The organism is Rhodobacteraceae bacterium LMO-JJ12 (assembly GCA_021555075.1).
In the GTDB taxonomy this organism is placed as follows: domain Bacteria; phylum Pseudomonadota; class Alphaproteobacteria; order Rhodobacterales; family Rhodobacteraceae; genus JAKGBX01.
The window spans coordinates 128,491-155,488 of the sequence record JAKGBX010000002.1 but is presented as its reverse complement, the minus strand read 5'-3'; the positions used below and the strand labels follow the sequence as shown (position 1 = coordinate 155,488).

The following is a 26,998-nucleotide window of genomic DNA, read 5'->3' as shown; positions in this document are numbered from 1 at the left end:
AATTCCAGCAGCTTATAACCTGCGCGCGCTGAACGTATCGCATGCGTTCGCATCACCGCCCTCATATCCGGTCGCGAACCAACGTTGTCTCTGTTCGCTCGTGCCATGGGTAAACGTATGTGGCTGCGGCACCCTTCCGGCATTGCGTTGCAACGTATCGTCGCCGATCTGGCGCGCTGCGTTCAGCGCCTCTTCCAGATCTCCCGGCTCCAGCAATCCACCCACCGCGCGCGCCCACACACCGCTCAGACAATCGGCCTGTAGTTCCAGCCGCACTGTCAGCGCATTGGCTTCCACCTGGCTGGCCTGCTGACGCGCCGCATTGACCTTGGGCAGAATGCCCAGCTCATTTTGCACATGATGCGCCACCTCATGCGCTATCACATAGGCGGCAGCGAAATCACCCTTTGCGCCCAGCTGGCGCGCCATCGTGGCAAAGAACTCGGTATCGAGATAAGCCTTGCGATCCGCCGGACAATAAAACGGCCCCGTCGCCCCGTTGGCTCCGCCGCATGGGCTCTGCGTGACCCCGCTATAAAGCACCAGAACCGGAGGGGTGTATTCCTTCCCGAACGTCTCGGGAAAGAGCGCGCCCCAGACCTCCTCGGTTGTCGCCAGCACCTTGGACGAAAACACTGCCGCCCTCTCTTCCTCTGGCGACAGTTCACGTGGCGCGCGCTGCTCCCCGCCGCCGGTCAATTGCCCGTCAAGCAGCGGCGTCACATCGATGCCCGCAAAATAGCCAATCGCCAGCACCACCAGCAGACCGATTCCGCCGATCCCGGCTCCGGTCTTGCCGCCCCTGCGCCGCCGGTCTTCCACATTGCGGCTGGCGCGCACACCTCGCAATCGCATAACTCGTCTCCAATTACTCTAACTACAATTTCACACTGACCGATTCTGCCGACTATTGCCAAGAATCATTGCTCCGCCCCCACAGCCTTCCAAAGCGCCACTGGACGTGCCGTGCGTGCCACCCTAACTTTGCACGATGAACAAACGTCCCGACGACAACCGCAACAAGCAAGCTGAAAACCGTACCGATTGGGCCGAAGACCGTACCATCATGGCCAATGAGCGCACCTTCGCAAGCTGGATCGGCGCAGGCATGGGCGCGCTTGGTATCGCCATCGGGCTTCAGGCCGTGTTCGGCCCGTTCGAGCCGACATGGCTGGCCAAACTTGCGGCCACGCTGTTTCTCGTGGTGGCACTCGTGCTGTTCTGGTCTGCCCGCAACAATGCGCACAAGACTTATGACCAACTCACCGAACATGCCGCCGAAGCCCGAAAGGGCCGCGATTTCACCGGTATCGCCGTGTTACTCTGCCTTGGCACCATCGCCATTGGCGTAGTCTTGTGGCTAATCTGAACCGAGCAAAACCCAAGGCCAATCCGGTAGACGCGCCGCCCGGCACGGCATAGGTTGGCGGACGAACCAGATCACACTCCCGAATCCCGCGAAAGTCTTCGATGAGCGACACGCCCGAGAAAAACTACCAGGTGCTGGCCCGCAAATACCGGCCCGAAACCTTCGCCGACCTCGTCGGACAAGAGGCGATGGTGCGCACGCTCAAGAATGCGTTCAAAGCCGACCGCATCGCTCAGGCCTTCATCATGACCGGGATTCGCGGCACCGGCAAAACCACCACCGCGCGGATCATCGCCAAGGGCATAAATTGTATTGGCCCGGATGGCACCAGCGGCCCCACCACAGAACCTTGTGGTGTCTGCGAACATTGCGTAGCCATCATGGAAGGCCGACATGTCGATGTAATGGAAATGGACGCCGCCTCGCGCACCGGCATCAACGATATCCGCGAGATCATAGATTCCGTGCACTACCGCGCCGCCTCGGCACGCTACAAGATCTACATCATCGACGAAGTTCACATGCTGTCGACGCAGGCCTTCAATGGTCTGCTGAAAACGCTGGAAGAGCCTCCCGAACACGTCAAATTCATCTTTGCCACAACCGAAATCCGCAAAGTTCCGGTTACGGTTCTGTCACGCTGTCAGCGTTTCGATCTGCGCCGCATCGAGCCCGAAGATCAGATCACCATGCTGCGCCGCATCGCCGATGCCGAAGGTGCCGCAATCGCCGACGATGCCCTCGCGCTGATCACCCGCGCCGCCGAAGGCTCCGCCCGCGACGCCACCTCGCTCCTCGATCAGGCGATCAGCCACGGCGCTGGCGAAACCACGGCCATTCAGGTGCGTGCCATGCTGGGCCTCGCCGACCGGGGTCGCGTCCTCGATCTCTTTGACATGATCATGAAAGGCAATGCAGCAGGCGCGCTTTCCGAGCTTTCCGCCCAATATGCCGACGGCGCCGATCCGCTGGCCGTGCTGCGCGATCTGGCCGAGATCACCCATTGGATCAGCGTGGTGAAAATCACCCCCGAGGCGGCAGAAGACCCTACCGTTTCGTCTGATGAACGCACCCGAGGCCAGACAATGGCCGCCGCGCTTCCCATGCGCGCACTCACGCGCATGTGGCAGATGCTTCTCAAGTCGCTTGACGAGGTCGCACAGGCTCCCAACGCGATGATGGCTGCCGAAATGGCCGTGATCCGCCTCACTCATGTGGCCGATCTGCCCACCCCCGAAGATCTGGTGCGCCAACTCAACAACCAGACTCCACCGCCCCCGCCACCCCAGGGCGGTGGCCCCGGTGGCAGCGGAAGCGGTGGCGGCTCCGTTCAGGCTACAGCGTCGCACTCCGCCCCCTCCGGCGGTGTTTCCGGTGGCCCCTCTGCCGCGCTGGCGCAGGCCGTTGATCAGACGCTCGCCCACTACCCGACGTTCGACCACGTCATCGAACTGATCCGCACCCAACGCGACGGCAAACTCCTGATGGATGTCGAAGCAGACCTGCGCCTCGTCAGCTATCAGCCCGGCCGCATCACCTTCGAACCCACGGTTACCGCCCCGACCGACCTCGCCCAGCGCCTCGGCTCCGCCCTCCAACGCTGGACCGGCAATCGCTGGGCCATTTCGGTTGTCAACGAAGGCGGCGCGCCCTCAATGCTTGAAACGCGCAACGCCGAAGAGAACAAACTCAAGGCGCAGGCTCTCGACAATCCGCTGGTCAAATCCGTCTTTGCGGCCTTCCCCAACGCCAAGATCAAAACCATCCGCACCGCCGCCGATCTCGCTGCCAAAGCACAGGTCGAAGCCTTGCAAGAGGTCGAAGACGAGTGGGATCCTTTCGAGGAAGGATAAGGCACCCCTCCCGCCCGTTTTCTGCTCGACCAGACCTTGCGCCCGCGGTCAGGTGCGACCTTTTGACAAACCCCCGTTTTCTCACAGTTTATTGCGACGGAACCTCCGCCTCGCTGCGTTTGGCGTTCGTCTGAAACCACAAAAGCGCCTCAAGGAGGGCAAGATGACACCGCTCAGCAAAACCGAAATCGCACTGCACTGGATTGTCGGCCTCGGCATGATCGCCATCATGGCGGTAGGGATTTATATCGAGAATACAGAAGCTCGCAGCCTGATGCCGCTTCATAAATCATTTGGCATCGCGCTTTTCGCGTTCATTGTCCTGCGTGTCGTCGTTCGCCTGCGCAAAGGCTGGCCCGAGACCGTCAGCAAGGGCAAAGCCTGGGAACACACTCTTGCGCGGGTGGTCCACTGGGTGTTGATCATCGGCACGCTCGTAATGCCGATTTCCGGCATGCTCGGCTCGATCTTTGGCGGGCGTGGCCTGTCCCTTTTCAATCTGGAACTCCTCGCGGCCAGCCTCGGCGCCGACGGCCGCCCCGTCGCGATCAACGAAACTCTGGCCAACTTCGCAGGGGGCATGCACGGCTTGGCCGCAAAAGTTCTGATTGCCGCCATCCTGCTTCACGTCGCCGGCGCCCTGAAACACAGCTTCGCGGATCGCGACGCGACCCTGGGAAGAATGCTGGGCAAATCCGCCACCTGAGCGAAAACAGACCCTTCGGGCGGCCGAACGATTTGGCCGCCCGACACCAAAACGCCGATGGCGCCACCACTCTGTGGGTGATATTACGCCATCCTATGCTGACCCGCCTGATCGTTCTTTTCGCCCTCCTGCCCACCTCGGCCCTGGCCGAAGTCTGCGACAAGGAACGCCCCGATTGGAGCCCCGCCCTCGGCCCGGCCACCGGGCTTGATGAGTTGGTCTTTCTCTTCACCTCCCTGCCGGGCCTCGGGTTGCTCGGCGCGCTCACCCTCGCAGCACTTACCGCCCAGAAACGCTATTTCGCCATTACCGCGCTCTTCGCCGCGCTGATCGGAACGGCCCTCTCGCTACCGCCTGACGATCTCACCCGCACCGCGATTACCGAAGGCTGCGTCGGCCCCCAAACCCTCCCGATCATTGCCTGCGCCACGCTGACAGTCACCGCATTGATCTTTCTCGCCCTGCTCTGGTTGCGCGAACGCCCCGCCACACGTATTTAGACACCAACACTGCCATCCAAACGGAGACACGAAATGTTCAAAGGATTGGGGTCCATGGGTGACATGGCCAAGATGATGAAAGCCGCCGGCGAAATGAAGAACAAGATGGAGAAACTGCAAGAAGACATGCACTCCATGATGGTCACCGGCGAAAGCGGCACCGGTCTGGTCAAGGCCACCTGCACGGCCAAGGGCGAACTCAAGACCCTTGATATCGACCCGTCGATCTTCAACGCGGACGAAAAGGAAGTGGTCGAAGACCTGATCCTCGCCGCGATCAAGGACGCCCAAACCAAAGCCTCGGAACGCGCCCAGACGGAAATGCGCAAGATCACCGAGGAAATGGGCCTCCCCGCCGACATGAAGCTCCCCTTTTGATCCCGCTTTCATCTTGCCGAAAATATCCCGGGGAGTGTGAGGGGCTGGCCCCTCACCCCCACCCGCAGCCAAGAGCACATAAGGCACGGTCATGAGCTCCACCCGCGATATCGACGCCCTGATCGAGATGATGGCCAAGCTCCCGGGCCTCGGCCCCCGTTCATCACGCCGCGCTGTGCTGCACCTCATCCGCAAACGCGCGCTCCTGCTGCACCCGCTGGCCGACCTCATGCAATCGGTTGCCCATACCGCGCGCGAATGCCTCAATTGCGGCAATGTCGGAACCGCTGACATCTGCGATATCTGCACATCCAACAAGCGCAGCAACGGCGAACTTTGCGTGGTCGAGGATGTCTCCGATCTCTGGGCGATGGAACGCACCGGCGCTTTCAAAGGCCGCTATCACGTCCTCGGCGGCACGCTTTCCGCACTTGACGCCATCGGCCCTGACGAATTGCGCATCCCCAAGCTGATTGACCGCATCGCAACCGAAGACATCACCGAAGTTGTCCTCGCTCTCAACGCCACGGTTGATGGCCAGACCACGGCGCATTACATCGCGGATCAATTGGGAGAAACTGTGCAGATCAGCACCCTGGCCCAGGGCGTCCCGATCGGCGGCGAACTCGACTACCTCGATGACGGCACGATCGCGGCCGCCTTCAAAGCCCGCAAGAAGATCTGACAGGCAATATCCGCGTACGGCAGCAGTATAACCCCGCCACAGCTCAATTCAGCCGCAGCAACCCCGCCTCATGCCCGCGCAAACACATCCGCGCGGTCTCGCCATAGTTGCGCACCGGGTCGCGCAACTCGGGAAACAGCGTGAACAACTCCTCGCGCGCGGCCTCTGCCACCGCATCAAGACCTGTCTCGCCGGGAAAGAAGCTCTCCGAAGGCGCGCCTTCCGCATAGATGATCTCGTGATCGTCAAACAGGATGTGCACATAGCTCACCATCCCCCCCGGCACGACCGCCACCGATCCGCCATTCACCAGATGCTTGGCGCTGGCCAGAACTTCACTTTCGCCAAACAGCATGGTCGCCCCGGCCCCCTCGATCAGCATCCGATGCTGCGGCGACACCAAGAGCGGGCGGCGGTTGCCCAACACACCCGTCTCAAACCGCACCGGCGCCAGAGCCCCTTCAGCCGGCACGCTGCGTCGCCCGGCCCAGCGCACGGGCTGCAATCCATGGTCGCGCGTCACCACCATATCGCCCACCCGCAGATCCTCGATAGGCCGCAAGCCCTGCTCGGTGGCGATCCGCGTTCCGGCGGTAAAGCAGATGATAACGTTTTCGATCTCCGAGAAGGTCACAACAGACCCATCCGCCAGCGTGGCAGATCCGCTCATCCCGCCGCCCGCACCCGGGTCGGGATTGGTATAGCTGATATCGTCCCAATGGGTCTGACCATGAAAATTGAGCGTATCGCCCAATGTCTCATCACCCTCGCCACCGACGATCGTGGCGTTGTTCGTACCCGCCTCACCGGTAACGACCACGTGGAACAGATCGTCACCATCGCCGCCATAGGCGCTGTCGCCTTCCGCGAGCCAAAGGGTATCATCGCCCTGCCCGCCGAATATCTGGTCGAACCCGGCGCCGCCAGTCAGGCTGTCATTCCCCGCCCCACCGATCAGAGTATCATTGCCCGCACCACCTTCGATAACATCATCCCGCGCGCCACCATCAAGCTCATCGTCACCGTCATGGCCAAACAGGGAATCGTTGCCGTCAAAACCGAAAACGGCATCATCACCGCTGCCGCCATAGATCGTATCGTCGCCCGATCCCCCGGTGATGACATCATTGCCCGCCTCTCCATAAATCAGGTTGGCATCCGACGTCCCGCCCGCGTGAACCGTGTCATCGCCCTCTCCGGCATAAACCGTATCGCGACCCGCGCCAGTCTCGATGTAGTCATCGTTCGAACCATCGCTGTGGTCGTTGTTGTCCACCCGGTCGCCCTCGGGATCGTCGGCATAGGTGGCGTCAATCAGATCGGCACTGTCCGTGCCTTCCACCCGGAAATTTCTTGCGACCCCCGGAATACCCATCGCGATCAACTGCGCTGGCGTGCTCACATCACTTGGCGACACCCCTTTCAGCGTCAGGCTCTCACCGCCAGGAAATCCCAGGACCGCGTCGCCGGTGCCATCGCCATTGCTATCGCTCACCGTCACATCTTCGACATTGACCGGGTTGCCCTCAAGGTCAGTCAGCGCCGTCACATCCAGCCGGTCTTGCCCGCTAAACGTGCCGTCGCCGTTGTCGGTGGGCACCTCGAATGCGTAAACGCTGTCGGCCCCTGACCCGTTGGCAAGGATCAGCGTGTCATCCCCCCCGCCAAGGATGATATGTTCAATTTCGCTAAACTGCCCGGTCCAAGTACCATCGCTAAACGTGCCAATCTCGGGGTGACCATGGCTGAGATCAATGGTCAGGTCGTCGGTAACGCGACTGAAATCCAGCGTGTCGCCCGCAACCTCATCAATGCCTTCACCTTCCACCGTGTCATTGCCGAAATCGTCTTCGATATAAAAAATGTCGTCGCCAAAACCGCCCCATAGATAATCGTCACCGGTCCCGCCAAACAACTTGTCGTCGCCATAGCTGCCGCGCATCCAGTCATCACCAGAGCCGCCGTAAATCGTGTCGTTGCCCTCGTTGCCCTCAAGGTGATCGTCGCCTGCGCCGCCACTGACAAAATCATCGCCGGTTTCGCCATAAATCGAATCCGCGCCGTCGCCGCCCTCGATGCTGTCATCATCTTCATTGCCATAAAGGCTGTCATCACCGATCCCGCCAAGGATCGTGTCATCGCCCATGCCGCCGCGCACCGTATCGTTGCCCGCGCCGCTTTCGATACTGTCATCGCCCAAATCCGCAAGGACACTGTCGTCCCCCGCGCCGCTCCGAATCGTGTCGTTGCCGTCGCCCGCCTCGACATAATCATCCTCGCTGCCATCGGCGGCATCGCCATTGTCGATCTGATCACCGTCCGGGTCACCAATATATCCCGCGTCAATCAGGTCATCGCCCGCGCCGCCTTCAACGATGTAATCGAGCTTCTTCTCTGGCATTGCCCGTCTTTCCCCATTGCTGCTTCGGCCCGCCGCCGGCCACTGCGCTTCGAGGCGCATGACCATCACAGATAGCGACCGCCCCCCGAAAACGGGGGCGGCATCTTCCAGCATTCAGGAAAGCATCACACAGAGGCACGAGAAGGGCGCGACTGCGGCAATTGTCTGCGATTTCCGGCAACCATGTGACCATAAGCAGGCAACAGGAAGGCTAAGGAATCAGGATCACCCGCAGATCGTTGACGTTGGTTCCCGTCGGCCCGGTGACGAACAGATCGCCAATCGCTTCAAACGCTCCCCAGGCATCGTTGCGCGCCAACGCCTCGGCCGGATCAACCCCCGCCGCGCGCATCCTCGCGGCGCTCTGGCCATCGGCAAAGGCTCCGGCATTATCCTCGCTGCCATCGATACCATCGGTATCCGCTGCCATTGCGGCAATGCCCTCCTGCCCTTCGATCGCCAAGGCAAACGCCAGAAGGAATTCGCTGTTGCGCCCGCCGCGCCCTCCCTTCCCTCGCAAGGTCACAGTCGTCTCGCCCCCCGACAGCATCGCCACCGGAGCTTCAAACGGTCGGCCCCGCCCGCGCACTTCTCGCGCCATCGCCGCAAGAACCCGGCCTACATCGCGTGCCTCGCCCTCAATGGCGTCTGACAGGATCGCGGGTGCAAAACCGGCTGCATTTGCCACCTCCGCCGCCGCCTCCAACGATTTGGCGGCACTGGCAATCACATGCACCTCATGGTTGGCGAAAACCGGATCATCCGGCAGGGGGGGGGCCTCGGCCCGCTGCAACGCACCCATCAAACGATCTGACAAAACGATGCCATAGTCGCGTACCGCCGCCAGCGCCTCGTTGCGCCCGCTTGTCCCCGGAAAGGTCGGCCCACTGGCCACCTCTGCGGGGTTGTCCCCCGGCACATCCGACACGATAAAGCTCACGACCTTCGCAGGCGCCGCCGCCTGTGCCAGCCGCCCGCCCTTCACTCGGCTCAACATCTTGCGAACGGCATTCACCGCCCCAATCGGCGCCCCGCTGGCCAAAAGCGCCTGATTCAGTGCGATCTCATCCGCAAGCCCAAGCCCCGCGACCGGCGCCGCCAGCAACGCCGAGCCACCGCCCGAAATCAACGCCACCACCAGATCATCCTCGCCAAGGCCGCTCACAGCATCAAGTAGGGCCGCGCTCGCCGCTTCTGCGGCCGCGTCCGGCACCGGATGCGCCGCCTCCAATATCTTGATCCGGCGACATTCTGCGCCAAAGCCATAGCGGGTCACGACCACCCCGCTCAGCGGCCCATCCCAAAGCGCCTCAAACGCCGCTGCCATTTGCGCGGCGCCCTTCCCGGCACCGATCACCACCACCTTGCCGCTTGGCGCCTCGGGCAACAGCTCCGCCATGGCCGACCCCGGCTCTGCTGCGGCCACGGCTGCGGCAAACATCTTTTCCAAAAGCTCACGGTGACGCACATTCATCATCGTCCCTCCCAGGACCAATGAACGCGCAACGCCTGAACTGCACAACCCCTTCCAGCCACCGTGCATGCACATACCAGATTGGAAACCGCAATTTCACCCGGCAGGTGGTCTCGTTGGCCCGGTTCAGCTGTCGTCAGAGGCCGCTACGGCAACAAGACCCAGCGCCAAAGCAGCCGCGACGCCCATACCGGCATTCGGGGCCAATCCGCCTCTGAGCGCGGCAACGCAATAACGAACCCGTTTGCCATCCACCACGACCAGATCACGCCGACAACGATAGGTAAGTCCGTTGCTGCCGACGATCGTCACAGGATAGGCTCCCGATCCCGCTTCATCAACAAGCTGGCTCTGACTTACGTTTTGCGCAGATGCTGCACCTGCCAGCCAGAACAAACCGAATGCGACTGCGGCAGTCTTCACGAAATAGCTCATTTTAATAACTCCTTCATCAATATTCAGGGATTTTCATGGTGTCATATCTGCTGATTCGAAACATCATCGCCGCGGATTCTGACCTTCAATGGGCTTCTTCTTGCCGGTGGCGCACGTGCAGTTTATCATACCCTTTTTCCCTTTAGCCCCTTTGACACAGGGCTATCCGATCCCCGCCTTTCGCCTGCTGCACATCTGTTGTCGTTCGGACCGAACATGCGGTCGCCGCGCCCTCTGGCATTATAAGCACTTCCAACTGGCGCTATCGACTTTGGCCGTTTTCAGGCTGAAACTGTTAGCAGAGCTTCACACCCAAGCCCGCGCCCCGATCAGCCCAGCCTGACCCCCGCCGCGGCCCTTCCGGAGAACACACCATGGACGGACACCTTAGCGAAAATGACATCAGCCATGTGGTCGACGCCGACCGCGCCCACGTCTGGCACCACCTGACACAGCACAAACCCTTCGAGACCGGCGAACCCCGCGTCATCATCGAAGGCAAGGGCATGCGCGTCTGGGACCAGAACGGCAAAGAGTTTCTCGATGCCGTGTCGGGTGGCGTCTGGACCGTCAATGTCGGCTATGGCCGCGAAAGCATCGCCAACGCGGTGCGCGACCAGTTGATCAAGCTGAACTATTTCGCAGGCTCAGCCGGTTCGGTCCCCGGCGCGCTGTTCTCGGAAAAACTGATCTCGAAAATGCCCGGCATGACGCGGGTCTACCACACCAATTCCGGCTCCGAGGCAAACGAGAAAGCCTTCAAGATGGTGCGCCAGATCGCGCACAAGCGTTACGGCGGCAAGAAGCGCAAGATCCTCTATCGCGAGCGCGATTATCACGGCTCGACCATCGGCGCGATGTCGTGCGGCGGCCAGGACGAGCGCAATGTGCAATACGGCCCCTTCGCCCCCGATTTCGTGCGCGTGCCCCATTGCATGGAATACCGCGCGCAACAGGGCTGGGATGGCACGTCTGAAAGCTATGGCGAATGGGCCGCAAACCAGATCGAAGAGGTGATCCTGCGCGAAGGCGCCGACACCGTGGGCGCGCTCTGCCTTGAACCGGTCACCGCAGGTGGCGGCGTCATCGAAGCGCCCGAGGGCTATTGGCCGCGCGTGCAGGAGATCTGCCGCAAATATGATGTGCTCTTGCATATCGATGAGGTGGTCTGCGGCGTCGGGCGCACCGGCACCGAATGGTTCGGCTATCAGCATTACGGCGTCGAGCCCGATTTCGTGACCATGGCCAAGGGCGTCGCCTCGGGCTACGCCGCCATCGCCTGCTGCGTCACCACCGAGCGGGTGTTCGACATGTTCAAGGACGACGCTAGCGATCCGCTGAACTATTTCCGCGACATCTCCACGTTCGGCGGCTGCACGGCCGGCCCGGCGGCGGCGCTGGAAAACATGCGCATCATCGAAGATGAAAACCTGCTGGAAAACACCACTTTGATGGGCGAGCGGATGAAGTCGAACCTGTTGGCGCTGATGGAAAAGCACAAGGTGATCGGCGATGTGCGCGGCAAGGGCCTGTTTCTCGGGGCCGAGCTTGTGGCAGATCGCACCAGCAAAGAACCGGTGAGCGAAAAGGAAGTCGCACAGGTCGTCGGCGAATGCGGTGCGCAAGGCGTGATTATCGGCGCAACAAACCGCTCGGTGCCGGGCTTCAACAACACACTCTGCTTCTCGCCTGCGCTGATTGCCAAGTCTGACGATATCGACGCGATCACCGATGCGGTCGATACCGCGCTGGCCCGCGTCTTTGGCTGACGCCAAATTGTAAGGAATTGCGCCGCGCTTTCGCGCGTCGCTCAAGGGGGGCCTCGCTTCGCTCGGCCCCCCTTTTCATGGGTTTCGGGCTTTCACCGCCACTTCAATCGGAGCGCAAGACGCAACCGACGAATTGCGTATTTTGGAAAGATGAAAACATGCCGCGGCTTCTGCCCGTGTTCTTTATCGCTATCTCCGAAGCGTTCTGCTTAAAGCTGAGACCGGGTTAAGCGAAAACACCGCGCTGCAAATCAATGCCGCGAGCGTTCCAAGATCAACCCGTGAGTCTGGTTTATCTCGAAACGCTTTAAGACCAGATTGCGCCGCGCGTAAGGCCAGCCTACGTTGCGCCTTATGACAATTTCAGTAGATACCTTCTTTCTCGATCCTGACGCGCAAGGCACCTTGCAGGCGCGCATTCAAGCGATGGTGGCCGAGGGTATCCTTTCCGGGCGTTTCCAACGCGGTGAAAAACTGCCCTCATCGCGCAAGCTGGCGGCGCATCTCGGCGTGTCGCGCATTACCGTGACGCTGGCCTACACCGAACTGGTCGCGTCTGACTATCTCGCCGCTCGTGGCCGCTCGGGGTATTTCGTTTCCGAAGAAGCGCCCGACCCGCCCGCCTTTCCGCCGCAATCACCGCGCCAGGATGCAGTGGATTGGACCCGTGTCATCGGTCAGCGATTTTCCGGCGGGGCAACTCCCGTCAAACCGCTCGACTGGTCCTCCTATCGCTATCCGTTCGTTTATGGCCAAACCGACCCGCGCCTGTTCGATCACGCCAACTGGCGACAATGCGCGCTTCAGGCGCTGGGCCAGAAGGACTTCGCCTCGCTCACCTCGGATTACTACGATCAGGACGATCCCGAGCTGGTCTCGTTTATCGCCCGCCACATCCTGCCGCGCCGGGGCATCCTGGCCGGGGCCGAGGAAATCCTCGTCACCATGGGCGCGCAGAATGCGCTGTGGCTGGCGGCACAGGTGCTTTTGACCCAACGCCGCAAAGCCGCCATCGAAGACCCTTGCTATCCGGCCTTGCGCGACATTCTCGGCCAATCACGCTGTCATGTGGCCCCTGTGGCGGTTGACGGAGATGGCCTGCCGCCAGAGGCCCTGCCCGACGACACCGATGTGATTTTCACCACCCCCAGCCATCAATGCCCGACAACCGCCACCATGCCGCTCACCCGTCGCCAGGCGCTGCTCGAACGCGCCCGCGAACTCGACGCGGTGATCGTCGAGGATGATTACGAGTTCGAAATCTCGTTCCTTTCGCCGCCCTCTCCGGCGCTGAAATCACTCGATCGCGACGGGCGCGTGATCTATGTCGGCTCGTTCTCGAAATCGCTCTTTCCGGGGCTGCGGCTCGGCTTCCTTGTCGGTTCGCCCCCTTTCATCCGCGAAGCGCGCGCCTTGCGGGCCTCGGTGCTGCGCCATGTGCCGGGCCACACCCAACGCACGGCTGCCTATTTCCTGTCGCTTGGCCACTACGACAGCCTGATCCGCCGCATGGGCGAGACCCTGCGCAGCCGTCGCGAAGCCATGAGCCAAGCAATCACCGCACATGGTCTGAGCGTCGACGGCAGCGGCGCGTTCGGTGGCTCTTCGTTCTGGATGCGCGCGGCGGGGCATATCGACATCCAAGCGCTCGACGCCCGCCTGCGCGCCCGCGGCGTGTTGATCGAGCCGGGCCATGCCTTCTTTGCCGACGCCGATCGCGGGCGCTGTCACTACCGGCTCGGCTATTCCTCCATTCCCACTGAGCGCATTGCCGAAGGCATCTCGATTCTGGCCGAGGTATTGGCCGAATCTCGCCAATCTGGTACTATTCCGCAAACCCATCTGGCTCTAACCCCGTTTGCGCGAAGACCCTAATTTCGTGCCAACCCGGCGCGCCAACCGCTCGCCCCGCAACCCGTCTGCCCAAAGGATCGCACCCATGAAAATGACCACCGAAGAAGCCTTCGTAAAAGTGCTTCAGCGCCACGGTATTGAGCACGCTTTCGGCATCATCGGCTCGGCCATGATGCCGATTTCCGATCTCTTCCCCAAGGCCGGGATCACTTTCTGGGACTGTGCGCACGAAGGCAGCGCGGGCATGATGGCCGATGGCTATACCCGTGCCACCGGCAAGATGTCGATGATGATCGCCCAAAACGGCCCCGGCATCACCAATTTCGTCACCGCCGTCAAAACCGCCTATTGGAACCACACGCCGCTCCTGCTGGTCACGCCCCAGGCGGCCAACAAAACCATCGGTCAGGGCGGCTTTCAGGAAGTCGAGCAGATGAAGCTGTTCGAGGACATGGTCGCCTATCAGGAAGAGGTCCGCGATCCGTCCCGCGTCGCCGAGGTCCTGACCCGGGTGATTTCACAAGCCAAACGTCTCTCGGGCCCGGCCCAGCTCAATATCCCGCGCGACTATTGGACTCAGATCGTGGACATCGAAATCCCCGAACCGATCGAATTCGAGATGTCACCGGGCGGCACCAATTCGGTCGCCGCCGCCGCCGCGCTGCTAAGCACCGCGAAAAACCCGGTCATCCTCAATGGTGCCGGTGTTGTGCTCTCCAAGGGCGGCATCGCGGCCTCAATCGCGCTGGCTGAACGGCTCGATGCGCCCGTCTGCGTCGGCTATCAACACAATGACGCCTTCCCCGGCGGCCACCCGCTTTTTGCCGGCCCTCTTGGCTACAACGGGTCCAAAGCAGGCATGGAGCTGATTAAGAACGCCGATGTCGTGCTCTGTCTCGGTACCCGCCTCAATCCCTTCTCAACCTTGCCGGGTTATGGCATGGACTACTGGCCAGCGGACGCCAAAGTCATCCAAGTTGACATCAACCCTGACCGTATCGGCCTGACGAAAAAGGTCACCGTCGGCATCATCGGCGACGCCGCCAAGGTCGCTGAGGGCATCCTCGATCAACTCGCCGATAACGCTGGCGACGAAAACCGCGACTCGCGTCGCGCGGCCATCGCAGCGGCCAAAACCACATGGGCGCAGCAACTTGCCGGGATGGACCATGAAGACGACGATCCCGGCACCACATGGAACCAACGCGCTCGCGCTGACAAACCCGACTGGATGAGCCCGCGCATGGCATGGCGCGCGATCCAATCCGCCCTGCCGCGCGAGGCGATCATCAGTTCTGACATCGGCAACAACTGCGCCATCGGCAACGCCTACCCATCCTTTGACGAGGGGCGCAAGTATCTCGCCCCCGGCCTCTTTGGGCCCTGCGGCTATGGCCTGCCTGCCGTGATCGGCGCCAAGATCGGCTGCCCCGATGTGCCGGTGGTCGGCTTCTCCGGCGACGGTGCCTTTGGCATCGCGGTGAACGAGCTTACTGCGATTGGCCGCTCCGAATGGCCCGCGATCACTCAGATCGTCTTCCGGAACTATCAATGGGGTGCGGAAAAGCGCAATTCGACCCTCTGGTTTGATGACAATTTCGTCGGCACCGAACTGGACGAGCAGGTTTCATATGCCGCCATCGCCAAGGCCTGCGGCCTCAAAGGAGTTGTGGCGCGCACAATGGACGAACTGACCGCTGCGCTCGACCAGGCGATCAAGGATCAGAAGGCGGGCAAGACCACGCTGATCGAAGCGATGATCAATCAGGAACTGGGCGAACCGTTCCGCCGCGACGCCATGAAAAAGCCAGTCACCGTGGCCGGGGTCGATGCCGCCGACATGCGCCCGCAACAAGTCTGAGGCACATAAGACCGGGCGGTCTTGCGGGTCGCCCCACCAACCGCGCGCGGCCTCCATCACAGAGGCCGCAGCCTTTCGACGCTCCATGCACACGTGATCATCGAGACATCGCTGCCCGTGGCCGACGTAAGCGCCGCGATCCAGCAAGCAGGGTATGAGTCAGCACCGATAGCCGCCTGACGTCGGACCCGCCTACAACCAGGGCAACTGGTTGTAGTAGGCGTGACACACCTCGTTATTCAGCGGCTTGACTTGCGATATCCGACGTTTCATGCAATGGGACGCTAACCGGAATAGAACATTGATCAATATCATATATATCCTCGATCAATTCTTGGGGTGATTTCATGCAAAAGCCCGTCGTTGTGACATCCATAAACCCGTTTTCGCGGCTGACGCATCAGATGCGCTGCTTTCAGGCGTGGACGGCGCTTGGGTTCGATGTTCACAGCATAAATACCAAAGCCGAAATCAAGGAATTGACTGCCGCTGGGCTGCCGGAAGAGGCAATCCTGAACGTCAAGAAGCGTGAAACCGGCGCGGTGGACTATGGTAAGGCGGTTCCGCGGATCAGACCGCTTCTGAACCGCTTGCAGCTGATGTATCCTCAAAGCCCGATAGTTCTGGTGAATTCCGACATCTACCCGGCCATCCGCGATACGGGGTTTGTGAACGCTTACTTGTCCGATTCACCGGCCGTGGCACTTTGCCGCGAGGAAACCTCGAAGGTCGAAGCGACTGAATTCGTATGCCGCAGGCCCTATCGCGGGGGGCTGGATATCTTCATGATCAGCCCCTTGGCGCTGCGCAAGATCAACACCATCCTGGGCCAGCTACCGGTGGCTGCGCGGATGTGTTTTGGGGTGCCGGGGTGGGATTACCTGATGGGTTCAGTCATCTGCAGCCGCGAAGTAGGTGGGGCCATCATGGACAGTGGCCTCTTGCTGCATGAAAGCCATCCTCAGGCTTATGGTGAGGTGGATGAGCTGCACCAATATGTACCTGTTCTCAAGGAGCTGGGGACAGTTCAGTCAGACAGCTACGGCCAGGCTGCGGCGGAATTCGCCCAAAAGATCAGGTCTGATTGCGACCGATATACGGGTTATACCAATCTCATCCGCGCCACCTATTACCGCCAGCCCGGCCCGACCAAGCACGCCTCACCAGAGGCGTTGCGCATCTGTCGACGCCTCTGTGACATGCTGCCGTGGGCGCAATGGAATTACAACTTTTACTTGATGGCCAACCTGGCGGAAGCACATCTGCATGGCGCAGAGTTCGATTTTTCCTCCAGTTCCGAGTTTTTTGTTCGCAGCCAGAGCACACATCATCGTTTCGCCGAAACCTTGCTGGCAATCCTGTTTGAGTTGATGTGCAAACCGGGCCTTGCCGCCAACACAAGCGACACTTACCCAGCCAACAACCGCCATAGCGAGGCGGTCACGCAGATACGTACCAATATGGCTGATGCCCCGGCAAGTGCGCGTCTCGAATTTGCCCAACTTTTCGGTCGCGAACTTCTGAGCGTTGACACCATTCTGAACGATCGGCTTTACGACTACCTTTGCTTAGCCTGTCAAAACGATTACGAACGCGCACTAATCGCGGAAATCGACAATCTCTTGAGGAGTGTTCGTCATGCTGCCTGAACCCTTATCCCAAGAATCGATTTTGCCTTGGGAAGCAAAACTGGTGATCGAACCGTCCGAACCGGATCTGCCGGGCGTGTCAGTCGTGATCCCGATCTATAACGCGGGGGCCTTTCTTGAGAAGACCATTCGCAGCCTGTTATGCAATGATCTTAACGGGATAGAACTTATTCTGATGGACGGTGGCAGCACCGACAACACCCGTGACATCGTTGAACACTACAAAGATAGCTTTGCCGTTATCGTGAGCGAACGCGACAGCGGACAGTCGGATGCCATAAACAAGGGTTTCGCCCGCGCCACCAAGCCGATCCTCTACTGGCTCAACGGGGATGACATAATCTTGCCGGGTGCGCTTTTGGCCGTTCGCCGGGCGTTCCGCGACAATCCAGGCACCGAAGTGGTGGTCGGCAACGCCTATATGACCGAAAAAGATTTCACTCCGATCCGGCATTTTGTGTTTGCGCCTGAAAAGCTCGAATTCTCTTACCTGCTGGATTACGCGACACACCATCTCGTACAACCCAGCGTGTTCTTTTCACGCACCGCCTGGGATGCCGCAGGGCCATGCAAGGAAGAACTGCATTACGCCATGGATGCGGACCTGTTTTTGGGCATGGCCTCCAAATACAAGTTTCACCACATTCCAGTCGATATCGGGTACAGCGTCTATCACGAAGAATGCAAGACGCGCGGCAAACGCGGCGAATCCATTACCGAACTGGCACTTATTCAGGCCCGCCATGGCGGGTTCAGCGAGGCGCGCCATACGCTCGATATTCTGGTAAGCCTTTTCAACGAGTCAAGCGAGACGCTGGATGGCGGGGGCCTGTCTGTTGACTCCAAACCAGTGATCGAGGGCTCAGCCGAATTCTGGGCAATGCGCTGTCGCGCGCTTCAGGACGAGGTCGCCGCCAATCAGGCGCTTCTGCTGAACAAGGACATCGCCCTGACGGACGCATCGACGGAGACATCATGAACGCGACAGCCGAAAAAACTCGGGTTGCCGTCCTGTCCAGCGCATCGGGTGGTGGTGCGGGAATTGCAGCCATGCGACTTTGCGAAGCGCTGAATCACGATAATAATGTAAGCGCCGAGTTCATCGACGGCGTGGCAATGGGTGGCAAGCTACCATTAGACGTGGCGCCCCAAACCAGCATGTCGAACCGCACGATCAGCGACACGCATTTTACCGTCGAATACCCCGGATACTCCCGCGGCTGGCTGATCGATCTGCTATGTGGCTATGACTTGGTGAACGTACACTGGGCGTCCTTTCTTGTCAGCCTGGCAGAACTGCATTCGGTGGCGGCCAGCGGCACGCCTTTGCTGTTTACGCTGCACGATTTTCACTACATCACCGGCGGCTGTCACTATCCGGCCACCTGCAAGAAGCTGGCCAGCGGCTGCGTCTCTTGTCCGCAAGTGGATACCGCCCACGTCAACCCGCTGCTGATTCAGCGAAACCTGGGCATCAAGCAGGAAATTTTCAGTTTTCCCAACGTCCACCTGTCGGCCCCCAGCAAATATTTGCGCGATCAGGCCGTGGCGACCGGCATCATACCCGAAAATCGCGCCCATGTGCTGCGCAACGCATATCAGCCTATGTTGCCTCCCGATGTGCCCGAGCCGTCGACAAAAATACGCATCCTGCTGATTGCGGATTCGCTGGTCGAAGGGCGCAAACAGATGGCGCTGGCGATACAAAGCCTGGCCGAATTGGCGCGCCAAAACGCGCAACACGCTCTTGGCCTCGAATTCACGCTTGATGTCGTGGGCCATGTTGATGAGCAACTGCGCGGGTTGTTGGGTACAGTCGACATGCCACACGTTGCGCATGGCCGGATCGCCGACCACGCACATCTGAGCAGGATCCTGTTACAATCGGATCTGATGCTGACCTGCTCGAACGAGGACAACTGGCCCAACATCCTGATCGAAGCCGGGGCGTATGGCTGCAAGCCCATCGTGGGGCCGGGCCATGGCTGCGAGGAATTCGTTCACACCTACCGCTTTGGTCATGTGGCCGAGGACTACACCGTCGCCGCCTTTGTAGGGGCTGCAATTGCGGCCGTTGAGGAGCGCTCACGCTCGCAGGCGCTTCGCGCACTGACCGAAATTCGCAACGATCACAATCCGAAACAGATCGCAGAGCGTTATCTCGAACTGTTGCGCACCATCCACACTTCAGCTCTCTAGACCGCCCTCGTCGCCGTGGTAATACCGCGGCGACAGGTGCGTTAAGCAGGCTGCCCGGTTCCCTCTCTTTGATATACCCGTTCCCGATTGTTCTGCACTCTCCAGTCCTAGCAGTTTCGATCCGAACAAGAAGGTTTGCTTGGCCTGCGCAGTAGACAAATTTGACACAAAACTGTAATCGTCTTCGATACCCGTTAATCCAGGGCCGTGGGGCAGGTGACAGTGCTCTGAGCGCCGATGTGAATAGAGAACGACAATGAGCACTGAAAGCACTGCAACACCCGATAACGAACGGTTGACTGGCGCCGTGGCAGAGCTTCGCTACGAAAACCAAATCCACGTTGCAACGTCAGCGGCTGAGAAGGACATGCTGTTGCAGATGATGCAGCAAATCCAACGACAGTTGGAAACCTGCCATGCAGAGCTCCGCATCACCCAGGCCAACCTGCGCGAGCAGCGTCAGAGCCATTCCGCGACACATGAAAAGCTCATCGAATACATGGTCGAGAACGAAAAGGTTCAAGCCGAAAAGAACCGCGTCACCCAGAAGCTGGCCGAGCTTGAGGCTTGGGTCAATGCTATCAAGACCTCGCCAATCTATCGGCTCACCTACCCCGTGCGGCGCTTGCGGGCTGCCCTCAGACGGCAAAGATAGGTCGATCAACGACGCGTTAAGAGCGCGCGTGCGCCGCATTGCGTTGGCTTGGATCTGGTGAAACCAAGGTAAAGCGCGGGGCCATTTCTCGAATTTGGTTCAGAGCGCGGCCAAAGGTTACCACATAAATCACCCAGCGTTGCCGATAACCAAAAAATCAACCCTTATGCGCCGCCGCCCCCTGCCTGCCCCGCGCAACTGATCCCAAAGCAGGACTTTCAGCCAACAAAAATTTCTCGAAAAGCCATCGCCTTTAGGTGACCTCTTTGAGTATACGCGTAACAACAGATGAAAACAGGACTGACCCAGTGAACATTGCGAAAATTGTCCAGGTTGAGCGTAATACTGATTTCGGGAGTCCTGGAAACCTGATCGTCGGGCTTGATTCACCGAAAAGCGGCCAGATACTCAACGGCGATGAGGTCTCCATTTCCGGCTGGATCCTGTCGAAAGAGAACGTGCCGGCCGTTCTTGAGATCAAGGACGAGAACGGCGAACGGCGGCTTGAGATGAATGTCGACCGAGCCGATGTGACAAATAACAACACCACGCATTTCCCGCGCAAAGGCGGCGCCTATTGCGGCTTTCGTCACTTCATGCCGGTCAAGGGCAAGGTCGAGGTCTCGATCATATCGGGCGACCGCAGTTATCCGTTCTTCCAGATGGACAGCACGCCTCTGGCATCACTGGACATCGAAGCACTTTGCAATGCCACAGTCGACGCCTTCATTGCAGCCAAAGGCGGCCCGCGACCGGAAAATTCTCACGCCGACAATACCAAAGAGGCCGCGATAATCGAGGAAGTCTGGTCAATCGCGGAAGTGTGCCATATCAAACGCCCCAATCCCGATCTGATCTCGCGACTAACCCAGTTTCGCCGCCATCATGGTGTCGCCGCAGTGGCAATGCTCAAGGAAAGCCTGAATCGCAAAATTCTGTATCCACAAGACCACGAGCTGACCCATCACGGCGCGATGCGTACCTTCCGCTTCTGGAGCGAGGCCGAGATTGATACGCATCTAGACGATGTGCACGGCTTCCTCAGCAAGCTTAATGCCATGAACTATCCGTCGTTCATCTTCTTCGGCACGCTTCTGGGGGTGATCCGCGACAATCAGTTGATTCCGCATGACGATGATATCGACACGGTCTGCATTCTGCCTGCTATGGCTGACGCGACCATCCCCGATTACACCCAACGCATGGCCGATATCCTGAAAGAGGCCGGGGGTCGCGTCGTGGGCAATTATCCGCACCACAGGCACGTATCGCTGGGTCGGCGCGCTTTCGACGTGTTCCTTGGGGTGGACTACGGCGAGACCGTCACGCTCTATAGCTACAAAACCGTCACCTGCCCCCGGTCCGAGATTTTTCCGATGGATGAGTTGGAGTTTCGCGGCAAGACCTACCAAGCGCCCGCCTCATCAGAAAAGGCGATCGCACGCTATTATGGCCCCGAGTGGCGCACGCCGGACAAGAACTTCTACGACAAGTAACGATACCGCCCCAAAGCGAAAGCTGGCGCACAAGCTAAAGCGTTTCTACTTAAACCTGAGACAGGGTTAAGTGGAAAGGCTGCGCAACATATCCATCTTGTGGGCGTTCCGAGACAAACTCGTGATCCAAGTTTATCTCGAAACGCTTTAAAGTGAATTTTCCCAACACGCCCTAGCCAAACATCTCGCGCGCGGCTTCATAGTCTTCGACGAAATCCACTTCCCGCCACTTCAGGCCCGAGGTATCGGCGACTTCGACCCGCACGCCGCCCTCGTCGATCATGCGTTGAACCGCCAGCTCAAAGAATGCCTGAAAGTTACCTTCTTCGAAAAGCAGTTCGGCATGACGGCGCAGGCCTCCGATATGGCGTCCGGAAATCCGCGCCAGCCCCAAGAACTCACCGTCAGCGCTATCGGATGGCATCTGCTTGGTCACGAGCGTGATGTGGCCATTGGTGACCTGCACCTTCATCTCTTCTTCTTCGCACGGGTGATTATCCACGGCAAAGACCATATCCGCGTTTTCATCATGTGCTAACAAGCGGGCAAAGACTTCGGGCTCAAACACGGTGTCGGCATGAAGAAAGATAAAATCTTCTCCCGCCAGATAGGGCAGCGCCAGCCAAAACGAATAGAGCACGTTCGTGCTGTCGAAATGCGGGTTAAACACGATCTCGGACTTGCCTGACCAATGTTCGGCGACATATTCGGCGATGTCCCGGCGGCGATAGCCGGTCATGACGATCACCTCTGTCACGCCCTGATCGGCAAAAATCTTGAGCGATTGACCAATCAGCGTACTGTCGCCCAACGGCAGCAGGCTCTTAGGCCCCCCATTGGTAATGGTGTGAATTCTGGTGCCTTTTCCGGCGGCAAGAATGACGGCTTTCATGAGGGGATCCTTATTGCTGGAAAGGGGTTCGCCGAGCCTTGTCGGCCCGGCAGAAGAGAAGGTCAGCCAACCCAGGCGGCTTTGTAGATATGTTCGATATCGTCCGGCCCGCCATATCCGGGGTCGGTATCCAAACGGCCGGTAACCTCGCCGGGGAACCGCGCCACCATGTCCGCAGTCACGCCCAGATCGGACAGGCTGGGGGTCAGGCCAATCTGCGCCAACAACCCGTTCACCGCAGCCACAAAGGCCTCGGCGCGATTGTCACCATCCTGCGGCAGGCCGATCCAATCGGCACACTCCTCCAGCTTTTCTTGGGCATGCGGCAACACGTTGTTCATCCATGCTGGATAGATCGCCGCCAGACCTGCGGCATGGGCGGTGTCGGTGGCGGCCCCGATAGGGTATTGCAGCCGGTGGGGCAGACATGTGGTCGACAGCGCCAGATTGATCCCCATGACCATGCTGGCATAGGCCATCTCGCTGCGCGCCTCAACATGCGTGGGATCCTCAAAGACCACCGGCAGCCACTTGAAAACCCGCGCAATAGCCCCGCGTGACAGGTCTTTGGTATAAGGCGTGGCCGCAGTCGACAGCCAGGTTTCCAAAGCATGCGTCAGCACGTCGAAACCGGTGACCATGGACACATCTCGTGGTGTGCTCCAGGTCAGTTCGGGATCAACGAAGGCATAATCTGCGGCATTAGAGGCCCCGCGCAGCCCCAACTTTTCGCCGGTCTCCTGATTTGTCAGGATTGCACCATAGCTAAGTTCCGCTCCGGTGCCACTCGTGGTGGGCACCAACACCAGCGTGTTATCGCGTTGCGGCAACCCGCCTTTCAAAGCAAGAAGCTCGGACATCGCCATATCGCAATGCAACGCCATGGCCGTAGCCTTGGCCTGATCCAGCGCGCTCCCCCCCCCGATGCCGATGACATGGGTGAATGTCTGCTCGCCATGTGCAACCAAACAAGCGTCGATGTCTTGCGTCCGCGGATTTGGGCTGACCTGATCCCAGATGGTGGTTTTCGCAACCGCTTCGATAGATTGCAGCAGTTCAGCCACCATCGGCCGGCCAAGCGATGAGGTCGAAGCCACCACAAGCGCTCTGGGGTCCTGGGCGCTATCCAGAAGCAGAGCCAGTTCGTGGCGCGCACCTCCACCAAAAAGAGTTCGGGTCGCCGTACCAATTGGAATGGGCATGGTCTGTTCCTTCAAGTCCTAGAGATTTTCAATGAACTCGGCAGCTTGGCCGCGGTGCCGTGACAAGATTTCGCGGCGCTTCAAGAAAAGCGGATCGGCCGCAGCGATTAACTCGCGATAGAGCCCATACATGTCTTCGTAATAGGACTTGTCATGCGCTCGCGGCAGGAAAATCTGGCGCGTAACGACAATCTGGCGACAGGCATCAGAGTAGGACGGAAAGATACCTACGGCACACATCACGATGATGGCGGCGCCAAGGCTCGTACTCTCAAACTCATCCATGTAATGATAGGGCAGACCCGAAATAGTGGCCTTGATCTCGTTGGCAATCGTGATCTTGGCCAATCCCCCGCTGGCGGTAATCATCTCGGGTTTCGTGCCGCTTTCTTGGAAAATTTCCAGAAAATCACGAATCGAAAATCCAATCGCCTCGAAAATCGCGCGCATCATATCGCCACGATCATGGTGCCGCTCGATGCCGAAAAATACACCACGCGCATCGCCATTCCAACTGGGTGCGCGGGCCCCCAAAAGGTTGGGCAGAAACACGATGCCCGAATGCGTCGCACCCGCAACGCCCGTGCCGCCTGAACTCTCGGTTTGCATCAATTCATAGGGATTTGACGTATCCTTGTAGAAACATGTCTTGGCCCATTCAATCAGCCCGCCACCCAGGTTGTTCGAACCACCTATCAAATAACCATTACTGGGGGGGAAATGCTGGCTCATAATGCGACGCTTGGGGTCGACAAAGGGCGTGTCAGAATACATCCGCACCGATGTCACGGTGCCTGACACATCACAGATCTGGCCCGGTGCGCTAACGCCAGTACCAAAGACCGAACAAATCGCATCATAGGTGCCTACGACCACATCAGGCGTATTGGGAAGACCCATTTCAGCAGCGACACCCGCCGACATCGCGCCGATATTGGTGCCGATATCAACGCAACGTGGCAAGGTATCCGTCGACAGACCATAATTCGCGTAAAGATCGTCTGGATAGCTCCCGGCCTCGGTATCGTAAAAGAATTTCTCGGCATTGAGGCTGTCTGTCACCAGCTGCCCACCGGTCAGTAGGGCGATCAAGTAATCGTTCGGCGCCAGGAAGGCATGGGTACGAGCAAACTGACCGGGGTCATTTTCTTTCAGCCATAGCATGCGCGACATCTGGCTATACTGCGACGCCGAATACCCATAGGTTTCCGCCAGTCGCTGAAACAGAGGGTCGGCAGAAATACGTTTACCCTGATCATCAGCACGCTTGTCAGAGACCATCATAACCCGGCCCACAGGCTCCAGATTTTCGTCCACAGACACCAGACAGCTCGCCGAGCACGACACTGTCACATAGCGGATATCAACCTTTGAGTAGGTGTTATCCATGGCCTGGCGCACCACTTCGTAAAGCTTTTTGCGCCATTCGAGCGCGTCCTGTTCGACACGGTCGCCGACCAGCCTGGAATTGACCCGCTGCGCAGCAGTGGCCAGACGTTGGCCGTCTTCTGAAAACAGGATAGCGCGGATGCTCTTGAGCCCAAGATTGATGACCAAAATCACGATGATGGATCCTTTGAAATGGAGGAGAAGAGCGCCATGTAGGACAAAGCAATCCGTCGGCTTTCTTCGCTCAGGCGGGTGTGCAGGGCCGAAGGATCGCTGGCGATCCGACTCTGCAGTTCCGGGTCCGCTAGAGCGCGCACATAGGCTTTCTTCAACTCGGTCGAGATGTTTATCTTTGCGGCTCCGGCACGGATTGCACGCAGGAATTCGGCGTCTGAAAGGCCGCTGCCACCATGCAGGACCAGCGGCAGATCGGTAAGCGCCCTTGCGCCTTCGAAGATGTCCCAGCGCAGATTGGACTTGGTCGCATAGTCACCATGCACATTGCCGAACCCGACCGCGATGCAATCCAACCCACCATCCTTGGACAGAGCCTCTATGTCGGCGTCCGGGGCATAGTTGGCCGTTGCCTCATGGCCGTCTTCTTCTCCGCCGATCTGTCCGACCTCGCCCTCAACGGCGCACCCATGCGCATGGGCAAAGTCCGAAATCTCACGCGATTGCGCACAGTTTTCCCCAATCGGCAGTCCCGAGCCGTCAAACATCACCATGTCCCAGCCCGCAGTGATGCAGGCGCGCAGAATGTCGTCGTCGTGGCAATGATCAAGGTGCAGAAAGCATTGTCCAGAATGGATACTGGTCGCCGCCTGATACCAGGCATACACCGCCGGGGCACCATGCTGCTTGATGATGCGGGCCGACACCTGAATGATTGCCGGAAGGCCGCTCTCCGCGCTCGCCTTTGCGATGCCGACCATAGCGTCGAAGCTGGGGGCGTTGATGGCAACTACGGCGGAGGAAGAATCCATGGCAGAGATCAGGCAATCACGAATGTTCACCAACTTAAATTCCCTTTCGCATGACTTGCTTAGAGCCGCTAAAGGATGAATCCGTCAGCCCCATTCACACCGGTGAACCTGATCTACTTGGAAATGCGTCGGCTCACAACCATTTGCCGCCCGTCAAACGCCCTCGAACGTCCAACCGGCCGCTTCTGATAGCCGTTGCCGACAAACCCCTAGATCATTCTGAGTCTAACCCGTGATTCACGGTCTATCTCGAAATGACTTAGGCGGGTCTGCGGCCTACCCCCGCCTATTTCTTGCGTTTCCAGGTCCCCAGCCAACGCGAAACCCGCCCCTGCTGCTCTGTCACGCTTTCCGATACATCCTCCCAGGCCGGATCAATCGAACGTTCGCGAAACTGCCGCCACATCCCACGGACAAGGAAGAAAATGAAGATCACGAAGGCAAAGAAAAAGATATTATACCATGGGACTATGGTCACATCCGGCCCCTCAACCTTCCTGATGCCAATCGCGTTGGGAAAAATCGTCAGGTATTTGTTGCGCCAGCCATAATGCGTGATCACCACCCATTGATCCGGCCCCATTGATTGAACACTCGCCGCGTTCGCTTCGGCTTGCAAATCCGATGAATCAAACTTGAAATAGGGTGGCCAGATCCAGCCCGTATCCTCATTGCGATAGACCATCACCTTGGTGCTGTCGCGCTGCCCGAACCCCAAAAACCAGGTCTTTTTGATCTCGGTGTTGATCAGCCGCAAATCACGCGTCGCCAACTCTGCCGCACCGCTATCCGCCTGGGCATAGAAAATCCGGTTGATCCCGGTGAAATCCGACCTGATTACCTCGGTCGACGTCACACGCCCGACATCATGCTGCGGCAGCACGTAATGCAAGAATGCGAAAATGATCAAAAAGATCACGATCTTCAGTGCAGTCCAGATGCGGCGCATATCGCCCCCTTTTTAGTATTAGTAATACGTCGTCAGAACGTGAATCACCACCACCGACACTGTCGGCACCACGAAAACCAGCAACAAGAGTTTGGGCCGGATCGACCGATCATACTTCGCCATGCCCGCCTCGATAAAGGCCGCACGCTCTGCGCTATCCCCGCTGTCGCCATGTTCCGCCGCCCAACGATCTTCCAGCTTCTCTCGCCGGATTGATCGCGAATAAATCGCAATCAGAAAATACACAATAGTCAGCCCGATGCCGCCAAAGAAAATCAGCCGGATCAACCCCATCG

Annotated in this window: 24 protein-coding genes; 14 read left to right on the top strand and 10 right to left on the bottom strand. The window is 59.2% G+C overall.

Going from position 1 to position 26,998, the window contains the following annotated elements; genetic code table 11:
• Nucleotides 1–12 precede the first annotated feature (12 nt).
• Nucleotides 13–855 (bottom strand): neutral zinc metallopeptidase, encoded by an 843-nt coding sequence (locus tag LZG00_12780; GenBank protein MCF3594873.1) that lies wholly within the window; start codon nt 853–855, stop codon nt 13–15.
• 136 nt (nt 856–991) lie between these two features.
• Between LZG00_12780 and LZG00_12775 the strand changes: the two genes are divergently transcribed.
• From LZG00_12775 to recR, 6 genes are all read left to right on the top strand, one after another.
• On the top strand, nt 992–1,369 hold the full coding sequence (locus LZG00_12775) for a DUF202 domain-containing protein (GenBank protein ID MCF3594872.1): 378 nt from the start codon (nt 992–994) through the stop codon (nt 1,367–1,369).
• Nucleotides 1,370–1,470: 101 nt separating this feature from the next.
• Nucleotides 1,471–3,222 carry a DNA polymerase III subunit gamma/tau gene (locus tag LZG00_12770; GenBank protein MCF3594871.1) on the top strand — a complete coding sequence of 584 codons (1,752 nt, stop codon included), beginning with the start codon at nt 1,471–1,473 and terminating at the stop codon, nt 3,220–3,222.
• A gap of 163 nt (nt 3,223–3,385) precedes the next feature.
• Complete coding sequence (locus LZG00_12765; protein ID MCF3594870.1) at nt 3,386–3,928, top strand: cytochrome b; 543 nt, start codon at nt 3,386–3,388, stop codon at nt 3,926–3,928.
• Between the two features lie 32 nt (nt 3,929–3,960).
• On the top strand, nt 3,961–4,428 hold the full coding sequence (locus LZG00_12760) for a hypothetical protein (GenBank protein ID MCF3594869.1): 468 nt from the start codon (nt 3,961–3,963) through the stop codon (nt 4,426–4,428).
• Nucleotides 4,429–4,461: 33 nt separating this feature from the next.
• Nucleotides 4,462–4,806: a YbaB/EbfC family nucleoid-associated protein gene (locus LZG00_12755; protein ID MCF3594868.1), complete on the top strand. Its 345-nt coding sequence runs from the start codon at nt 4,462–4,464 to the stop codon at nt 4,804–4,806.
• Between the two features lie 91 nt (nt 4,807–4,897).
• Entirely contained in the window at nt 4,898–5,491 is a 594-nt protein-coding gene (gene recR / locus LZG00_12750; protein MCF3594867.1) for a recombination mediator RecR, read from the top strand.
• A 43-nt stretch (nt 5,492–5,534) separates the two neighbouring features.
• Here recR and LZG00_12745 read toward each other — a convergent pair whose 3' ends face one another.
• The 3 genes from LZG00_12745 to LZG00_12735 form a co-directional block, all read right to left on the bottom strand.
• A complete protein-coding gene (locus LZG00_12745) occupies nt 5,535–7,892 on the bottom strand; it encodes a Hint domain-containing protein (GenBank protein ID MCF3594866.1) in 2,358 nt (785 codons plus the stop codon).
• A 211-nt stretch (nt 7,893–8,103) separates the two neighbouring features.
• Nucleotides 8,104–9,366: a glycerate kinase gene (locus tag LZG00_12740; protein MCF3594865.1), complete on the bottom strand. Its 1,263-nt coding sequence runs from the start codon at nt 9,364–9,366 to the stop codon at nt 8,104–8,106.
• A 126-nt stretch (nt 9,367–9,492) separates the two neighbouring features.
• Nucleotides 9,493–9,801: a hypothetical protein gene (locus LZG00_12735; protein ID MCF3594864.1), complete on the bottom strand. Its 309-nt coding sequence runs from the start codon at nt 9,799–9,801 to the stop codon at nt 9,493–9,495.
• Nucleotides 9,802–10,175: 374 nt separating this feature from the next.
• Between LZG00_12735 and LZG00_12730 the strand changes: the two genes are divergently transcribed.
• The 8 genes from LZG00_12730 to LZG00_12695 all read left to right on the top strand — a co-directional run bounded on the left by LZG00_12730 (nt 10,176) and on the right by LZG00_12695 (nt 21,284).
• On the top strand, nt 10,176–11,570 hold the full coding sequence (locus LZG00_12730) for an aminotransferase class III-fold pyridoxal phosphate-dependent enzyme (GenBank protein ID MCF3594863.1): 1,395 nt from the start codon (nt 10,176–10,178) through the stop codon (nt 11,568–11,570).
• A 354-nt stretch (nt 11,571–11,924) separates the two neighbouring features.
• Nucleotides 11,925–13,445, top strand: coding sequence for a PLP-dependent aminotransferase family protein (locus LZG00_12725; protein MCF3594862.1), 1,521 nt, complete (start codon nt 11,925–11,927; stop codon nt 13,443–13,445).
• A gap of 64 nt (nt 13,446–13,509) precedes the next feature.
• Complete coding sequence (xsc, locus tag LZG00_12720; protein ID MCF3594861.1) at nt 13,510–15,285, top strand: sulfoacetaldehyde acetyltransferase; 1,776 nt, start codon at nt 13,510–13,512, stop codon at nt 15,283–15,285.
• A 347-nt stretch (nt 15,286–15,632) separates the two neighbouring features.
• Nucleotides 15,633–16,934, top strand: a complete 1,302-nt coding sequence (locus LZG00_12715) for a hypothetical protein (protein MCF3594860.1) — start codon at nt 15,633–15,635, stop codon at nt 16,932–16,934.
• Nucleotides 16,924–17,913, top strand: a complete 990-nt coding sequence (locus tag LZG00_12710) for a glycosyltransferase (protein MCF3594859.1) — start codon at nt 16,924–16,926, stop codon at nt 17,911–17,913. The genes LZG00_12715 and LZG00_12710 overlap by 11 nt, the downstream gene beginning before the upstream one ends.
• Nucleotides 17,910–19,133 carry a glycosyltransferase gene (locus LZG00_12705; GenBank protein MCF3594858.1) on the top strand — a complete coding sequence of 408 codons (1,224 nt, stop codon included), beginning with the start codon at nt 17,910–17,912 and terminating at the stop codon, nt 19,131–19,133. Before LZG00_12710 ends, LZG00_12705 begins: the two co-directional genes overlap by 4 nt.
• Nucleotides 19,134–19,389: 256 nt before the next feature.
• Complete coding sequence (locus tag LZG00_12700; protein ID MCF3594857.1) at nt 19,390–19,788, top strand: hypothetical protein; 399 nt, start codon at nt 19,390–19,392, stop codon at nt 19,786–19,788.
• A gap of 308 nt (nt 19,789–20,096) precedes the next feature.
• Nucleotides 20,097–21,284 carry a LicD family protein gene (locus LZG00_12695; protein MCF3594856.1) on the top strand — a complete coding sequence of 396 codons (1,188 nt, stop codon included), beginning with the start codon at nt 20,097–20,099 and terminating at the stop codon, nt 21,282–21,284.
• 172 nt (nt 21,285–21,456) lie between these two features.
• On the opposite strand, the gene LZG00_12690 is transcribed toward LZG00_12695, so the two are convergent.
• From LZG00_12690 to LZG00_12665, 6 genes are all read right to left on the bottom strand, one after another.
• Entirely contained in the window at nt 21,457–22,176 is a 720-nt protein-coding gene (locus LZG00_12690) for a phosphocholine cytidylyltransferase family protein (GenBank protein ID MCF3594855.1), read from the bottom strand.
• Nucleotides 22,177–22,238: 62 nt separating this feature from the next.
• A complete protein-coding gene (locus LZG00_12685) occupies nt 22,239–23,378 on the bottom strand; it encodes an iron-containing alcohol dehydrogenase (GenBank protein ID MCF3594854.1) in 1,140 nt (379 codons plus the stop codon).
• An 18-nt stretch (nt 23,379–23,396) separates the two neighbouring features.
• Nucleotides 23,397–24,941 (bottom strand): FGGY-family carbohydrate kinase, encoded by a 1,545-nt coding sequence (locus tag LZG00_12680; GenBank protein ID MCF3594853.1) that lies wholly within the window; start codon nt 24,939–24,941, stop codon nt 23,397–23,399.
• Entirely contained in the window at nt 24,938–25,753 is an 816-nt protein-coding gene (locus LZG00_12675; GenBank protein MCF3594852.1) for a class II fructose-bisphosphate aldolase, read from the bottom strand. The genes LZG00_12680 and LZG00_12675 overlap by 4 nt, the downstream gene beginning before the upstream one ends.
• A gap of 286 nt (nt 25,754–26,039) precedes the next feature.
• Nucleotides 26,040–26,702: a DUF1523 family protein gene (locus tag LZG00_12670; GenBank protein MCF3594851.1), complete on the bottom strand. Its 663-nt coding sequence runs from the start codon at nt 26,700–26,702 to the stop codon at nt 26,040–26,042.
• Between the two features lie 18 nt (nt 26,703–26,720).
• The gene (locus LZG00_12665) at nt 26,721–26,996 is read right to left on the bottom strand and encodes a hypothetical protein (GenBank protein ID MCF3594850.1); all 276 of its coding nucleotides are present in this window, start codon (nt 26,994–26,996) and stop codon (nt 26,721–26,723) included.
• Between the last annotated feature and the right edge of the window lie 2 nt (nt 26,997–26,998).

Coding starts and splice junctions, on each gene's coding strand:
- LZG00_12740 (MCF3594865.1), bottom strand. CDS start 9,366: ATGAATGTGCGTCACCGTGAGCTTTTGGAAAAGATGTTTGCCGCAGCC.
- LZG00_12715 (MCF3594860.1), top strand. CDS start 15,633: ATGCAAAAGCCCGTCGTTGTGACATCCATAAACCCGTTTTCGCGGCTG.
- LZG00_12745 (MCF3594866.1), bottom strand. CDS start 7,892: ATGCCAGAGAAGAAGCTCGATTACATCGTTGAAGGCGGCGCGGGCGAT.
- LZG00_12780 (MCF3594873.1), bottom strand. CDS start 855: ATGCGATTGCGAGGTGTGCGCGCCAGCCGCAATGTGGAAGACCGGCGG.
- LZG00_12730 (MCF3594863.1), top strand. CDS start 10,176: ATGGACGGACACCTTAGCGAAAATGACATCAGCCATGTGGTCGACGCC.
- LZG00_12675 (MCF3594852.1), bottom strand. CDS start 25,753: ATGGATTCTTCCTCCGCCGTAGTTGCCATCAACGCCCCCAGCTTCGAC.
- LZG00_12670 (MCF3594851.1), bottom strand. CDS start 26,702: ATGCGCCGCATCTGGACTGCACTGAAGATCGTGATCTTTTTGATCATT.
- LZG00_12710 (MCF3594859.1), top strand. CDS start 16,924: ATGCTGCCTGAACCCTTATCCCAAGAATCGATTTTGCCTTGGGAAGCA.
- LZG00_12775 (MCF3594872.1), top strand. CDS start 992: ATGAACAAACGTCCCGACGACAACCGCAACAAGCAAGCTGAAAACCGT.
- LZG00_12765 (MCF3594870.1), top strand. CDS start 3,386: ATGACACCGCTCAGCAAAACCGAAATCGCACTGCACTGGATTGTCGGC.
- LZG00_12770 (MCF3594871.1), top strand. CDS start 1,471: ATGAGCGACACGCCCGAGAAAAACTACCAGGTGCTGGCCCGCAAATAC.
- LZG00_12705 (MCF3594858.1), top strand. CDS start 17,910: ATGAACGCGACAGCCGAAAAAACTCGGGTTGCCGTCCTGTCCAGCGCA.
- LZG00_12755 (MCF3594868.1), top strand. CDS start 4,462: ATGTTCAAAGGATTGGGGTCCATGGGTGACATGGCCAAGATGATGAAA.
- LZG00_12665 (MCF3594850.1), bottom strand. CDS start 26,996: ATGGGGTTGATCCGGCTGATTTTCTTTGGCGGCATCGGGCTGACTATT.
- LZG00_12685 (MCF3594854.1), bottom strand. CDS start 23,378: ATGCCCATTCCAATTGGTACGGCGACCCGAACTCTTTTTGGTGGAGGT.
- LZG00_12700 (MCF3594857.1), top strand. CDS start 19,390: ATGAGCACTGAAAGCACTGCAACACCCGATAACGAACGGTTGACTGGC.
- LZG00_12735 (MCF3594864.1), bottom strand. CDS start 9,801: ATGAGCTATTTCGTGAAGACTGCCGCAGTCGCATTCGGTTTGTTCTGG.
- LZG00_12690 (MCF3594855.1), bottom strand. CDS start 22,176: ATGAAAGCCGTCATTCTTGCCGCCGGAAAAGGCACCAGAATTCACACC.
- recR (MCF3594867.1), top strand. CDS start 4,898: ATGAGCTCCACCCGCGATATCGACGCCCTGATCGAGATGATGGCCAAG.
- xsc (MCF3594861.1), top strand. CDS start 13,510: ATGAAAATGACCACCGAAGAAGCCTTCGTAAAAGTGCTTCAGCGCCAC.
- LZG00_12725 (MCF3594862.1), top strand. CDS start 11,925: ATGACAATTTCAGTAGATACCTTCTTTCTCGATCCTGACGCGCAAGGC.